The 14,039-nt window shown below is 37.8% G+C and carries 13 protein-coding genes and 2 other annotated features (1 of these 15 running past the window's edge); of the genes, 2 read left to right on the forward strand and 11 right to left on the reverse strand.

Annotated features, from left to right (window positions below; translation table 11 throughout):
* Positions 1 to 198 (reverse strand) — a binding site (T-box leader) (it extends 54 nt beyond the left edge of the window).
* Between the two features lie 36 nt (positions 199 to 234).
* Positions 235 to 483 (reverse strand) — a binding site (T-box leader).
* Positions 484 to 674: 191 nt separating this feature from the next.
* A complete protein-coding gene (gene bcbE / locus AC3A54_RS00635) occupies positions 675 to 1,955 on the forward strand; it encodes a bacillibactin exporter BcbE (protein ID WP_487653013.1) in 1,281 nt (426 codons plus the stop codon).
* Between the two features lie 204 nt (positions 1,956 to 2,159).
* Here bcbE and AC3A54_RS00640 read toward each other — a convergent pair whose 3' ends face one another.
* The 7 genes from AC3A54_RS00640 to AC3A54_RS00670 all read right to left on the reverse strand — a co-directional run bounded on the left by AC3A54_RS00640 (position 2,160) and on the right by AC3A54_RS00670 (position 10,703).
* Positions 2,160 to 4,031: a PTS fructose transporter subunit IIABC gene (locus tag AC3A54_RS00640; RefSeq protein ID WP_487653014.1), complete on the reverse strand. Its 1,872-nt coding sequence runs from the start codon at positions 4,029 to 4,031 to the stop codon at positions 2,160 to 2,162.
* A 13-nt stretch (positions 4,032 to 4,044) separates the two neighbouring features.
* On the reverse strand, positions 4,045 to 4,959 hold the full coding sequence (gene pfkB, locus AC3A54_RS00645) for a 1-phosphofructokinase (protein WP_487653015.1): 915 nt from the start codon (positions 4,957 to 4,959) through the stop codon (positions 4,045 to 4,047).
* The gene (locus AC3A54_RS00650) at positions 4,956 to 5,708 is read right to left on the reverse strand and encodes a DeoR/GlpR family DNA-binding transcription regulator (RefSeq protein ID WP_487653016.1); all 753 of its coding nucleotides are present in this window, start codon (positions 5,706 to 5,708) and stop codon (positions 4,956 to 4,958) included. The genes pfkB and AC3A54_RS00650 overlap by 4 nt, the downstream gene beginning before the upstream one ends.
* A gap of 428 nt (positions 5,709 to 6,136) precedes the next feature.
* Positions 6,137 to 7,045: a 4Fe-4S dicluster domain-containing protein gene (locus tag AC3A54_RS00655; protein WP_487653017.1), complete on the reverse strand. Its 909-nt coding sequence runs from the start codon at positions 7,043 to 7,045 to the stop codon at positions 6,137 to 6,139.
* An 8-nt stretch (positions 7,046 to 7,053) separates the two neighbouring features.
* Entirely contained in the window at positions 7,054 to 7,632 is a 579-nt protein-coding gene (locus AC3A54_RS00660) for a DMSO/selenate family reductase complex B subunit (protein WP_487653018.1), read from the reverse strand.
* Between the two features lie 13 nt (positions 7,633 to 7,645).
* Positions 7,646 to 10,039 (reverse strand): DMSO/selenate family reductase complex A subunit, encoded by a 2,394-nt coding sequence (locus AC3A54_RS00665; RefSeq protein WP_487653019.1) that lies wholly within the window; start codon positions 10,037 to 10,039, stop codon positions 7,646 to 7,648.
* Positions 10,032 to 10,703, reverse strand: coding sequence for a TorD/DmsD family molecular chaperone (locus AC3A54_RS00670; RefSeq protein ID WP_487653020.1), 672 nt, complete (start codon positions 10,701 to 10,703; stop codon positions 10,032 to 10,034). Before AC3A54_RS00670 ends, AC3A54_RS00665 begins: the two co-directional genes overlap by 8 nt.
* Positions 10,704 to 10,950: 247 nt before the next feature.
* Between AC3A54_RS00670 and AC3A54_RS00675 the strand changes: the two genes are divergently transcribed.
* Positions 10,951 to 11,244, forward strand: a complete 294-nt coding sequence (locus AC3A54_RS00675; RefSeq protein ID WP_487653021.1) for a DUF6509 family protein — start codon at positions 10,951 to 10,953, stop codon at positions 11,242 to 11,244.
* 34 nt (positions 11,245 to 11,278) lie between these two features.
* On the opposite strand, the gene AC3A54_RS00680 is transcribed toward AC3A54_RS00675, so the two are convergent.
* The 4 genes from AC3A54_RS00680 to AC3A54_RS00695 all read right to left on the reverse strand — a co-directional run bounded on the left by AC3A54_RS00680 (position 11,279) and on the right by AC3A54_RS00695 (position 13,988).
* Positions 11,279 to 11,482 (reverse strand): cold-shock protein, encoded by a 204-nt coding sequence (locus AC3A54_RS00680; protein ID WP_335528524.1) that lies wholly within the window; start codon positions 11,480 to 11,482, stop codon positions 11,279 to 11,281.
* Positions 11,483 to 11,620: 138 nt separating this feature from the next.
* Positions 11,621 to 11,821, reverse strand: a complete 201-nt coding sequence (gene cspD / locus AC3A54_RS00685; RefSeq protein ID WP_309861551.1) for a cold-shock protein CspD — start codon at positions 11,819 to 11,821, stop codon at positions 11,621 to 11,623.
* 188 nt (positions 11,822 to 12,009) lie between these two features.
* A complete protein-coding gene (locus AC3A54_RS00690) occupies positions 12,010 to 12,903 on the reverse strand; it encodes an NAD-dependent epimerase/dehydratase family protein (RefSeq protein WP_487653022.1) in 894 nt (297 codons plus the stop codon).
* Positions 12,904 to 13,025: 122 nt separating this feature from the next.
* A complete protein-coding gene (locus tag AC3A54_RS00695) occupies positions 13,026 to 13,988 on the reverse strand; it encodes a nucleoside hydrolase (protein ID WP_487653023.1) in 963 nt (320 codons plus the stop codon).
* Positions 13,989 to 14,039: the final 51 nt, after the last annotated feature.

Raw genomic sequence — 14,039 nt, forward strand, 5'->3', positions numbered from 1 at the left:
TCCACTTCCTCTTTTCAGGTACAGAAAATGAATTCGATACCCTATCCTTTTAACGGTGGAACTCCGTACATCCCTACTTTATTGTTCAAGATGTCTCTTACAAGTCCATTCCACAAATCCATTCTTATCGGGCTCTCACCTCCCCCGACTCTCTGAAAAGAATAAAACATGTGTACTCCTCTTGTTCAACGATTTACACTATTAATTTTTTGAATACAAAAAGGCCCCCTATCCAAAAAGGACGGGAGACCCGTGGTGCCACCTTCATTAGCTAATAATTTAGCTCACTTTACCGATATCGAAGCAATTGCCTGAATATCTGTCTCTTGTAACGACGAGAATTTCGCCAAAGCCTACTGACCATATAGGAGTTCGGTTTGGAGGCTCAGAAGTCCATTCGCTTATACGTCTACGCTGATTTACACCAACCATCAGCTCTCTATAGAATCCGTAAAAGTTACTACTCTTCGTCAATGCCCTTCATTCATTTTATTGTTTATTATGTTATTATATATCCCCATCTAATGTCAAGGATATTGTAAAATAAATTTTCAAAATATAAAATATCTTCACTTAATTCAGCTTCCATTAAAAGGATTTTTGTTTGGAGTTTTTTTAATTTAAAAGTGAGAATATTAACTGTAGAAAATAATTTAAGGCGGGATAGATGATAAATGGAACATGTTGAACATTTATGCCAAAACCCAACAGCTGATAAGAAGAAAGCAGCAGCTGGAAAAAAGGGATCCAGTGAGGTATCAAACCAAAAGTGGGCAATCATCTCAATGTCGTCTATTCCTTTGGTTATGACCTTAGGAAATTCAATGTTGATTCCTGTATTACCTTCAATGGAAAAAAAATTATCGATTTCGTCCTTTCAAACAAGTATGATTATTACGGTTTATTCTATTGTGGCGATTTTTTTAATACCTGTTGCAGGTTATTTATCTGATCATATTGGAAGAAAAAAAGTTATTATACCGAGCCTTATTATTGCGGGAATAGGTGGCATTATATCCGGTTGGGCTGCTTGGAAATTAGATTCTGCCTATTGGTTAATTTTACTTGGCCGTGCACTTCAAGGGGCTGGAGCTGCCGGTGCAGCACCAATTGTCCTTCCTCTTGTCGGAGATATGTTTAAGAACGAGGATGATGTGAGTAGTTGTTTAGGACTAATTGAAACCGCTAATACCTTCGGCAAGGTACTTAGTCCCATTTTAGGAGCGTTTCTTGCTGGTTTTATTTGGTTTCTCCCTTTCTTCTCCATCCCAGTATTTTGTGCTATATCTGTTATTATGATGTTAATACTGGTTAAATGTCCTAAAACTACAGAGAAACCAATACCCTTCAAACAATTCTTTATCAATGTAAAAAAAACCTTTACCGAGAAAGGCCGTTGGCTTTATGCCATCTTTTTTATTGGGGGCATCCTTATGCTCGTTCTTTTCGGGATCTTATTTTATCTCTCAGAAGTCTTTGAGAAGGAGTATGACATTAAGGATATTAAAAAGGGCTTTTTTTTAGCCTTGCCCCTTGGGGCTCTTTGTTTGTCATCGTTTATTAGTGGGAAGGTAATTAAAAAGAATAAAGTCTTAATGAAATGGCTGACCTTTATCGGGATCTTAGCTGCAGCATTATCCATTGCAGCGCTATGGTTTTCAATAAACCTATGGTATATGCTCTCGATGTTCTTAATAAGTGGAATAGGAATTGGAATCAGTCTCCCTTGTCTCGATGCTCTAATTACTGAAGGAATTGAAAAAGAAGAACGGGGTACGATTTCCTCGATTTACAGTTCGATGAGATTTATTGGAGTCGCTGCTGGTCCCCCAATTATTGCGTTATTGTTAAAGCAATCAAGTCATTGGATATTTATATTATTAAGCAGCTTAAGTATTTTGGCTGCACTTGTTGCACTACTGTTCATTAAGCCTCAATCAGAAGCTCAGAATTGATAAGAAAAGCGGAAACGCCTTGGCCAGCCCCGACAGGCAAATGTTCTTCTGCAAGAAAAGTCGCTCTTTGATTTTTATTGCAGAAGGTTATTTGACCCGAGGGGCTAGGCGTTGGAGCTGGACAATTCTCAAATTCGAAGTTTATGCTTTCTTATCCTGTAACAAAGAAGCGGACTCAAAATGAGAGTCCGCCTTCTTTTAAAGTTATTTAATTGGTTTCTTTAGGAAACCGATTAATAATGCTGCTACAATTGACCCAATAAAAATAGCAAGAGCATAAAGCAGTGCTCCACCTTCAACCAATGGGACAACGAATATTCCGCCGTGTGGTGCACGCAGTCCTATACCAAATGCCATTGAAAGTGCACCTGCAATGGCTGAACCAGCCATTACTGAAGGGATTACACGAAGCGGATCAGCCGCTGCAAATGGAATAGCTCCTTCTGTAATGAAAGATAATCCCATAACATAGCATGCTTTTCCAGCATCTCTATCTTGGTCATTAAATTTATTTTTAAATAAGGTCGTTGCAATTGCAATTGCTAGTGGTGGTACCATTCCAGCAGCCATTATTGCTGCCATTGGCCCATAAACACCACTTGCCAATAAACCAGTTCCAAAAACATATGCTGCTTTATTTACTGGGCCTCCCATATCAAAGGACATCATAAGTCCCAGCACAATTCCTAGTAAAACTGCATTTCCTGTTCCTAGACCTGTTAACCAATCTGCAATCGTTCCATTTAACCATGCAACTGGTTTATTTACGACGTATAGCATGATAAATCCTGTAATCGCAATACCAAATAGCGGGTAAAGCAGAATACTTTTTATGCCTTCCAATGAACGCGGAAGCCCCGCAAATATTTTCTTAAGAAGAAGGACGACATAGCCTGCTAGAAAACCGGCTACTAAGCCTCCTAGAAAACCCGCTCCGCCACTTGCTGCCATCATTCCGCCAACCATACCTGGAGCAAAGCCTGGACGATCAGCTATGCTAAGTGCAATAAATCCTGCAAGGACTGGAACTATTAGCCCGAAAGCATTCCCACCACCAATGGTCATTAATGCCTCAGAAATCTGGTTATAAGTTGGATCATCCGGCTTAAATGAGTTATACCCAAACATGAAGCAGATGGCAATTAAAATCCCACCACCCACAACAAATGGTAGCATATTAGAAACACCGTTCATTAGGTGCTTGTAAAATCCAGTACGTGAACCTTTTTTCTCAGATTCTTGATTACTATTATTCCCATTTCCATGATAGATAGGTGCATCTTGTTTTACTGCCTGATCAATTAATTGCTGTGGACGACGGATCCCCTCAGCAACAGCTGCTTGTATAACGTGCTTACCTTTAAACCGTTCCATTACTACATTGATATCTGCAGCGATAATGACAGCCGTTGCCTGTTTAATTTCCTCACTAGTAAGGACATTTTTTGCTCCGCCTGAACCATTGGTCTCTACTTTAATATCTACACCCATTTCAGCAGCTTTTGCTTTTAATGAATCTGCTGCCATATACGTATGGGCAATCCCTGTTGGGCACCCCGTAACAGCTACAATGAAGTGCTTATTATTAGGGGTGTTTGTTTCTTTCTTTTCTTCTTTATCCTCTTTATCGTATCGATTAATTGTTTCAATAATTTCTTCCGGTGTCGTTGCCTTTAAAAGTTCGTAACGCACTTCAGCTTTCATTAATAATCCTGAAAGCTTTGCTAATGCTTCTAAATGTGTATTATTTGCACCTTCAGGGGCAGCAATCATAAAGAATAAATGTGCAGGTTTTCCATCAAGTGATTCATAATTCACACCAGAAGCCGATTTACCAAATACAATAGCAGCTTCCTTCACAACTTTAGTTTTGGCATGCGGAATGGCAATTCCATCACCAATTCCTGTGGTGCTTTGCTCTTCGCGTTTTAGAATAGCTGCTTTAAATTCAGATGCGTCTGATATTTTATCTGCTTTTAATAAAATATCAACAAGCTGGTTAATCGTTTCTTCTTTTTGATTCCCTTCAATATTTAATAGAATCGTATTTTTTGATAACAATTCTGTAATTTTCATCATTTATCCTCCCCTACTTTATCTCTCTTATACAAACTTGTGGAAGCAGTTCTTCAACTATTTCCTTTGTACAAAGTCCTAATGAAAATGCGGTTGCACTTCCTGAAGCAACACTATAGCGAAATGCCTCTTCAATATTTGAAGTAGATTGATAGGCAGCTAAAAATCCTGCCACCATGGAATCCCCGGCACCAACTGAGTTCTTCACAACCCCTTTTGGTACCTCTGCAAATAAAACAGTATCCTTATTGATCAGAACTGCTCCATCTCCTGCAAGAGAAACAATTACATTCTTTGCACCCAAATCTACTAGTTTTTGTCCATAGGGCACGACTTCCTCCACGCTTGAAATCACTGTATTAAACAGTTCACCCAACTCGTGGTGATTAGGTTTAATTAGGAATGGTCGATAGGATAGGACTTTTTTCAAAAGATCTCCTTCCGCATCAACAACAAATTGAGCCCCATTTTCTTTACAGATTTTAACTATTTCTTCATATGTGGTTTTTGGTAAGGATGAAGGGATGCTTCCAGCCAATACCAACAAATCTGTCGAATCCAGCTTTTCAATCTGGGACTTTAAAAGTTCGAAAGCATCTTCTGATATGTTTGGTCCTTTTGCATTAATTTCTGTTTCTTTTCCTGTTTTTAGCTTGATATTAATTCGAGTATCTTCTAACACCTCAACAAAATCCGTTTCAATTTCTTCTCTTTGAAGAAATTGTTCAATGTAGGTACCAGTAAATCCACCAATAAAACCAAGTGCTTTACTTTTAGTCTCAAATTGTTTTAAAACCCTAGAAACATTTATTCCCTTCCCACCTGGAAACTTAGCTTCACTTACTGTACGGTTCAATTCACCTAGTTGAAAGTTTTCAAGTTGAACAATATAGTCAACTGATGGATTTAAAGTTAATGTGTAAATCATGCTGTCACTACCTTTATTGATGTTTTATTTCGATATTGCTCCTGAGTTTCATCTTCTAAATCATTGGTTATAATGGCTGCTTCATGTATATCAGCAATTTTCGCAAACGATATCTCAGCAAACTTTGTATGATCTGCTAATATATAGGCCTCTCTTGAAAGTGATATTGCCTTTTGCTTTACCATTGCCTCTTCCTGGTCAGGAGTGGTAAAGCCAAGCTGTGGGTGTATACCATTAATCCCCATAAAGCATTTATCAAAACGATAGAGATCGAGACTCGCTAAAGCACCTCTTCCAATGAATGCATTCGTGTTCGGCTTTATTAATCCACCAATCAAGTAAGTAGAGATCCCTTTATTTAGTAACGGTGATAAGTGCATTAATCCATTTGTTACAACAACAATATTTTTATTAGGTAAAAATTCAATCATTTCCATTACCGTTGATCCTGCATCCAAATAAATAGTGTCCCCTTCTTCAACTAACCCAGCTGCATATTTTGCAATCTGTCGTTTTTCTTGAAGGTTTTTGGAAGATTTCTCAATCATGCTTGGCTCTTGAAGCTTGCCTTGTAATCTTGACGCTCCTCCATGGATTCTTTTTAGGAACCGTTGTTCTTCTAGCAGAGAAAAATCTCTTCGGATTGTTGATTCGGAGGACTTTGTCAGGTCCATTACCTCTTGAATTTTAACAATGCTTTTTTCTTTTAATAATTGAAGAATAATTCGATGCCGTTCTGGTGTTAACACTTAAATCACCTTCAACTTGTTTATTTGTTTTTATCATACTGAAAACGATTCCACAAATCAATCATTTTCTTTCAAAAACAATAATTTTTTGGACGTTTTTGAACGTTTTCAGAAAACTTCTGGCGTAATTAGTTTTTGAATCAGATGGTATTCTTCCCAATAGGCTCTTTTATATAAACGTCTCTGTTAAATTTGCCTGTTGATTTCCGCTCCAGGCACGAGCGGTTCGTGGGTGTTTCGGCGAGCCTCCTCGGCGCTCGCGCCTGCGGGGTCTCCCCTGAACCATACTCCCACAGGAGTCTTCGTGCCTTCCGCTCCAATAAACAGGGTGTATAAATCAACACTGTTCTTTAACACAGCAATATAAATAGAAAGTGAAATCACCATAAAAAAACGCCAGAACGAATATTCTGGCGTTTTTCATTGTATTATTGATATGGACTTAGCCATGAAGGGTCTCTATCCTTACACACATGACATTTCAAGGTTTCAGGGTGAAAAGTAACAAAAGACTGTCCGCAATTTAAACAGCTTTTTGAATAAAGCCCTACATACTCCACATTCATTTTCTTTACTTCTGTTCTAATGTGAATAGCATCCTCCGAACAAATATCACTACATGCCGTACATCCTACACATTTTTGATGGTTTATTTGCAGCGTTTGATTTACAATTTGGTATACTTCTTGGCTACAAAACGTAATACACGCTTGGCAAAGTGTACATTTTTTTCTATCCATCTGGATGGTGTAAAATTGATATTCAGGATAATAGATTGCAAGTTGCCACTGATTCACTTCAAATTTCCAAGATGCTGGCGCCATACTTTTTGCTAACTGTTTCCCTTCTCGTTGCAAAGAGGTAAAAAAAGACCTTCTCGAAAATTTCTCCTCTTCTTGTGCCTTTTGAACAACCTCTATTACAGGTTCACCCACAACTTCTAGAACCTTATTTGTTTCAGTTAGTACCCTTTTCCACGGGTCATTCAGTGGTAAATTTTGAGTCTGTATGCTCTTTACTCCCCTTTTTAAATATATTAATAATTCTTTTACGGTCGGGGTGTAGCTTTCGTTATATAGTAGTGATCCTTTAGAAAAATCTCTTGAATCGACAATTCCTTCGATTGCTGATAATGGACAAGCAATCACACACTCTCCACAGGAGTTACATCCTTCAAGATTTATTTCTATTGATTGTAGATTAAGAGATAGTGCCCCCTTTGTACATGCCTCTACACAAAAAGTGCAGGATGAGTGAAGATTCCTTTGCCTTGAACAGTTCTCCGTTATCTTCAAATCCATATGCATACTTTCCAGCAAATGAATGAATAGAGACATACTATCACCTACAATTTGGCATCCTTGTGAGGCGTAATCACAATATTTGGATGGGTAATTGAAGCTTTTGGCATGCCTTTTATTTGACTTATACTTCCATACTTTTTCCGTAGCTTTTCCACGGGACCAAATTCAATAGCTCTCATCGGACAAGTGGAAACACAAACCGGTTCCTCACCTTTTTCTTGAAGATTCATGCAAAAATCACATTTATCAGATTTAAATTCTTTTGGATTATATTGTGGAGCTCCATATGGGCATGCTTTCACACATAATTGAGCTCCTTGACAAACCTTTTGATCAATCGTTACAACACCATTATCTTTATTCTTCATAATGGCCCCCGTAGGGCAACTTGGGATGCACTTTGGATTTGTACAATGATTACAAGCAATAGAATAATAATAGGCTTGTACGTTTTGAACCAGCCCCTTGCTTTGCTGTTGTATAAAGCTACCGTTTTCATAGGAGTATACTCTTCGGAAGTTAATACCAACATCAAGATTGTTTTTATCCTTACAGGAGACACTACAGGCTTTACACCCCGTACAAAGACTTTGATTTATATAAAATCCTAATTGAGCCAAACTTCCTCACTCCTTATGCTTTCTTCACTTCAACAAGGTTGGTTTGTTGCGGGTTTGCTTTTGCAAGTGGTGTTGGCCTCTGAGATGTAAGAACATTTAATGCCCCCCGTTGATCCAATCCATCTTTATCAGGTGTGTACCATGCCCCTTGAGGAATTCCTATTACACCTGGAGTTATACGTGGAGTAACCTTTACATCAATTACCAAGGTCCCTCGCTCATTGAACACCTTTGCACGGTCTCCGTTTTTCATTCCACGTTTCTCCGCATCCAAAGGATTCATCCACATTTCCTGCTTTGCAGCTTCCTCTAGCCATGATTGGTTATCATAGGTGGAGTGGCATCTTCGTTTATAATGCCAGCCAATTAACTGTAAAGGATACTTTTCTGTTAATGGATCTTCTGGACCTTCCCATGAAGGAATATATTTTGCTATGGCAGGAATCTCATCATGCTGATTCATATCCCATAATGCCTTTGAAAATAATTCAATTTTTCCTGAAGGAGTTTCAAATGGCTGTTTTTCAATGTCATCAATTTGTTCTTTGAATCCAACAAGTGGTTCGTCAAACTTAAAGTGATGCACTCCTTTATCTCTAAACTCTTCAAAACTCGGGAAATTTGGATCTAGCTCTTTTTTTGTTCTTTCCACACTTTCCTTCACCAGATCAAAGGTGGTTTTTCCCTCGGTGAATTTATCTTTGATCCCTAACTTTTCTGCCACTTCAGCAAATACATCATATTCATCTCGACATTCATATAAAGGATCGATTGTCTTTTCACCAAGGACTACATAATCTCCAAAGCACCATGGGACCCCTATATCCCAACGTTCAAAAAAGGTGGTTCCAGGTAATAAAATATCAGCAAACTTCGCACTTGGAGTCATAAATAGATCACTTACAACAATAAATTCCACTTTGCTTTCATCTTCCAATAAAGCACTTGTTTTGTTAATATCTGAATGTTGATTGATTAACATATTTCCAGCCATGTTAAAGATACATTTGATATTGGACGTCAGCTGTTCAACACCTTCTAATCCATCCTCTGCTGTCATTTCAATTCCTTTTTCAACTGCCTTTGTCCATAAGAAACAGGGGATGGAGGCTTTTACTGGATTCTCAAACGAAAAGGGGTACACAATATCCGATCGACTCCAATACCCAGTTCCTGCAGCCCAACCACCTAACTTACCAACATTTCCAGTTAGACAAGCTAGCTGTGCTCCCCCCCTCATAAACTGTTCACCATATGCCTGACGTTGTGCTGCCCATCCTTGTATAAGCGCTGCAGGCTTTATGTTGGCATAGTTACGAGCAATTTCCCTGATTTTTTCGGCAGGCACGCGACAAATCTTTTCTGCCCACTCCGGTGTTTTAGGGACACCGTCTTTTATACCTAACAGGTAATTCTTTAATGATTCCTCTTTTGGTATACCATCTGGCATGTGACTGTCATCAAACCCAAGACAATATTTATCTAGGAATTCTTGATCATGTAGGTTTTCGGTTATAATTACATAACCCATTGCATCCATCATGGCATTATCAGTTGTAGGGAGAATGGGAATCCATTCATCCGCGAACGCTATAGCTGTATCTGTATATCTAGGATCAATAACAATAATTTTTGCCCCATTTTTTTTTGCCTGCATTAAATACTCCCTATAAGGGGTTGAAAATATCATTTCGGAAGGATTTTGTCCCCACAGAATAATATATTTGGAGTGTAAGAGTGAATCAAAACTGCTGCCGGAATTGTTTGTGCCATACGTGTAAGGGGTAGCTACATTTCCAGCCCCTGAACTATAATCATTACGGTAATTTAAAAAACCGCCAGTAAGTGATAAAAGCTTTCTGGCTGCATTTTTACCCCCATGTAGCCCCCAGCTCTGTCCGGATGCATAGTTTACATATCTTGACTCTGGACCGTAATGGTCGCCAATTCGTTTCACTTCTGTTGCAATGGTTTCGATCGCTTCCTCCCAGGAGATTCTTTCAAATTTTCCCTCTCCTCTTTTTCCAACTCGCTTCATCGGATATTTTAAGCGGTCTGGATGGTACAACAAACTCCGGTAATTTCTTCCCCTAACGCAAGCCCGTAATGGAGGGGTGGACAAGTCACCACTTTCCTGAGTGTCCGTGGTGACCCTAACAACTACGCCATCTTTCACATGCGCCTTAATGACGCAGCGTCCGCCGCAATTATTAATACTGCAGGTAGAAACAATCTTTTCTTCTACTTTTGCACTTGCTACTTCCTCTTTTTGTTGGCGCTCCACCAACAGCTTGGTACCTACTCCTCCAGCTATAACGGGAATTCCAATTGCACTAGACCATTTTAAAAATGTTCTTCTCTGCATTTTATTTTTTAGAAGTTTGCTAATATGGCCATTTTCAGACATCTGCTAATGCCTCCTTCATCTCATATAAAGTTGTTAAGTCATCATTGATAAAATCATCAAGGAGCATGGCTGCTCCTAAAAATAATTGACTATTAGTAGTTTGAATTACTCGTTTACAAAAGTATGGAATCCAAACTATTAAATGTTTTTCAAGAAACTGGTGTTGACTAGAAATTAATTCAATAAACCGATCAAGCTGGGTTTCCAACAAGCATAAATCAATAAGATTAATCATAAACTCCAATTCTAGTAATAAATGATCATCTGGCTCATTATTTTCTCTCACATATTTGAGTCCAAATTGATGATATTGTTCTCTAACTTGATAGGTCCATTCCTCAAATAGGAGTTGCTCTTTACTCCGATAATATGACTCCCATGGTGGCGCAGGTAATGGTCCCGGCCCAATGAAAAGGCGTTGATATTCTTCTCGCTCTTTCTCGAGATACTTGTTGGATAGTTGTTGAAAAAAATCACTTAATATTTTACCGCCCTCATGAATTTCTTCTAATTCTTGTAAATTGCCTTTATCGCGGATCTCAAAATATTCAATACCACTAGTAGGCATTTGAAATAATAAATGAAGCAGTTGATAAAAATTCTTTCTAGACCTTAATAGAGGCTGTAACAACTCCATATGTACTGATGCGGCCATGTTAGCCATTTTACCCTCTCCTCTTTGTGAAATTATTCACAATATAATTGAAAATTTTTTCACCTACTTTTTCCCATTATTCCTTATATGTTTTATCTTACCTTAAACTTTTTTAGTTTGATTAACTTTGTGCAATAATTCACAATAAATTCAAATTCCTTAAAGTAATTTTAATGTTACTTAAAATTTGATACACATCTTTTTCTGTTATGACAAAAATATGTGTATAATAATAAAGCCGAATAAAAAGAAAAGGATGATTACCTTGAATATTACAGGTCATGAAGTTGAAAAACTTGAAGATCCATTTGGTTTACTTTCAGGTGACCGATATGAATTTTTTATAGAACTTGATGTGGAAGAAGACGACGAGCTATATTCCGAGAAGGGAGTAGGGTTAAAAGTAATTTACGTTTCTGATGAAAATGGAGACAAGATTACTAACTATTATTTCTATGAGCGCGAAAGTGAAAAAATTCTTGATTTCGAACTGGAAGAAGACGAAGAAGAGCTTGTCTTAGCTTATTGTAGAGAAAACGCTGTAGAATAAAAAAACAGGGAGTCTAGCTCCCTGCTTTGAAAAATCACATAAAATTTTTACTATGGTTATGAATTACCTGTAGTTCTTTCGTCGTTTGTCTCATTTCACTTTTACAAATAGGACAAAGGGGTACTTCAGTACTTTTAAAATTGTCGCGAATCCAGCACTTACAAGTATCAGAAGTACATTCCCAAATTTTCGTTTCTTCTAATTTAATTTCTTCGTCATTTTTTCTACCAAATGCCAAAACGATCACCCCTTGTACTTAGTTAATAAATGGTATGAACACTTTGTTTGTTAGCTCTAAAGCTCTTTTTCTAGTGAAAAAATATAGATAAAAAGGTGATGCTTTAGTCGTATGCATCACCCTTTTATTTTCTAAAGATTAAGCTGTTTTTACGTTAGAAGCTTGTGGTCCGCGAGCGCCTTCCACGATTTCAAAAGAAACTGATTGGCCTTCTTCTAATGTTTTAAAGCCTTCTGATTGGATCGCTGAAAAGTGAACAAATACATCTTGACCGCCTTCTGCTTCAATAAATCCAAAACCTTTTTCTGCATTAAACCATTTTACTTTACCGTTACTCATCAATATAACCCCCAAGATTTTGTTCACTTTAAGTTAATCTGAACATTTAAAAATAATAAAAAAGACGTACTGACACGTTTGGGCAATAGACATCACCCACATTTCCGTGCAGTTACGGCTACTTAAACGAATAAATATTTAACGAACTTATAAGCGTAATTTTAGTTTATTACACTTTACACTAATAGTCAATTTATTTTAACTCTCATAAAATACTGAATTAATTCATCCAATAGCTCATATAAATCAGTAAATTGGTATCCTAAATGGTTCACCTTGTCAGTATTAATAGACCAAGAACCATCCATACCATATGGTGAGGAATTTTCCTTTGTTAATTCTGAAGTTATGTCTGCTGATTCCCCGGTTATGTCCTCTATTTTTCCGAGAAAACTCCTTAAGGAAATATCGGCCTTACACCCTGGATTAATAGGTCCTGTAAACACATCACGCCCCATATGTAAAAGGAATTTAGCTGCTTCATCTGATGTAATAAAACTGTATTTCGCATCCGGAAATTTAATCCCTATTGGCTTCTTGTTTAAGACCCTGTCTACATGAAACTTGAGTCTATTCGTATAATCGTCTTTACCTATGACAAGTGGAAAACGAACGGCCACTACATCAAATTCGGTCTCTTGAAATAAATAAGCTTCAGCAGCCCTTTTTGCCTCCTGGTATCCCAAATATCCTGGATAATCCCTTCTTGTTTTAAATTGAAAGTGAAAGCTGAATGGGTCAAAATCTTCTTCTACATGCTTATCCCCATACTCATAAACAGCCATAGTTGAGGTGAAAATATACCTCTTTACCTTCCCCTTCAGTGCATCCGCAGCATCTTTTGCTTCTTGCGGGGAAAGGCACGATTGGTCATAAACAACATCCCAATTCCTTTCACTAAATGCATGGATAAGTGAATCCCGATCCTCACGATCAATAATTAATCTTTCTACCTTCTCACCAAAAGGGTCTTTCGATTGCCCTCTTGTCGCAATTGTCACAGCAATGTTTTCGTTGAGCAGCTTTTCCACAAGCAACTTCCCGAAAAATTGTGTCCCCCCTAAAACCAGCACTCGTTCCATTTCACTTTTCCCCCTTTCCATTCTTTTTTAATATTCACCGTCCAATTGAAAAATTCCTTTTTTTAAATCCCAACATGAAAAACTACCGTTCACAATAAAGAAAATGAAACCCCATAAGAGTTTCATTCTTTTTGAAATTCACCACGCAAAAAAGTTTCCGTAAAATTCTGGGCGAATTTCTGAATATCTGCTTCCATTCCAATGTAGTCTAAACTTTCAATTGGTTCTTTGTCAGGTTTTGGGCGGAAATCTGCAATACTTTTTCCTTTTGCATTACCAAACTGCTCAACTCTTACACGCCTTGGGATATACTTTACTAGTTCAGGATTGGTCAAGGCCATAAGGGGGACAACATCATGAAGGGGGGCGCCTTTTATTCCAGGGACATTTGTTTGATAAGCATTAAAATAATAATCAAAGGCTGGTTTAATTAGTGGTTTAAAAGGAGTAGGACTATTCTTTGAGAGGTAATTAATGATTTCTGGTGTAATAATTGCTTTATTGGTGATATTCAATGGGTGCAGGTATATATTATGCGCTTTTTCCATGACTGTATAAGCCGCGATTGGGTCCACAAAAAAATTAGCTTCCGCTTCTGAAGTGATATTTCCTGGCACCAAAAAGGCCCCACCCATTATATAAAATGCAGCGACATCTTTTAAAACATTATCTCCATAGAGAATAAACATCAAGGACAATTCAGTCAATCTACCAACAGAGACAATAATAAGATTTCCTCTATATTGATTAACAATATCAAGAATCTTATTAAAGTCATAAACCTTTACATTTTTTAACGTATCAGGAGGTTTAATGGGGCCTAATCCTTCCTTCCCATGTATTTCTGGATAGTATTGCACGAGTTCTCCTGATAAGGGACCTGCCGCTCCGCCAATAATGGGGATATCTCCTCTACCACCTAGACTTAAAAGATACGCGGTATTTCTGATTGACTGCTCCTTTGGTGTATTACCATATCCGCTTACCACACCAACTAAATTAATTTTCGGATTAAGTAATGCGTACATTATTGCAAATGAATCATCTACTCCGGGATCTGCAAACAAAAGCACATTATAAGCCATTGCCTCTCCTCCATTTAGTTGCTAATATTTATAAACCTATGCTTAAAACAA

The sequence above is a fragment of the Neobacillus sp. Soil_C_43 genome, from assembly GCF_057656715.1.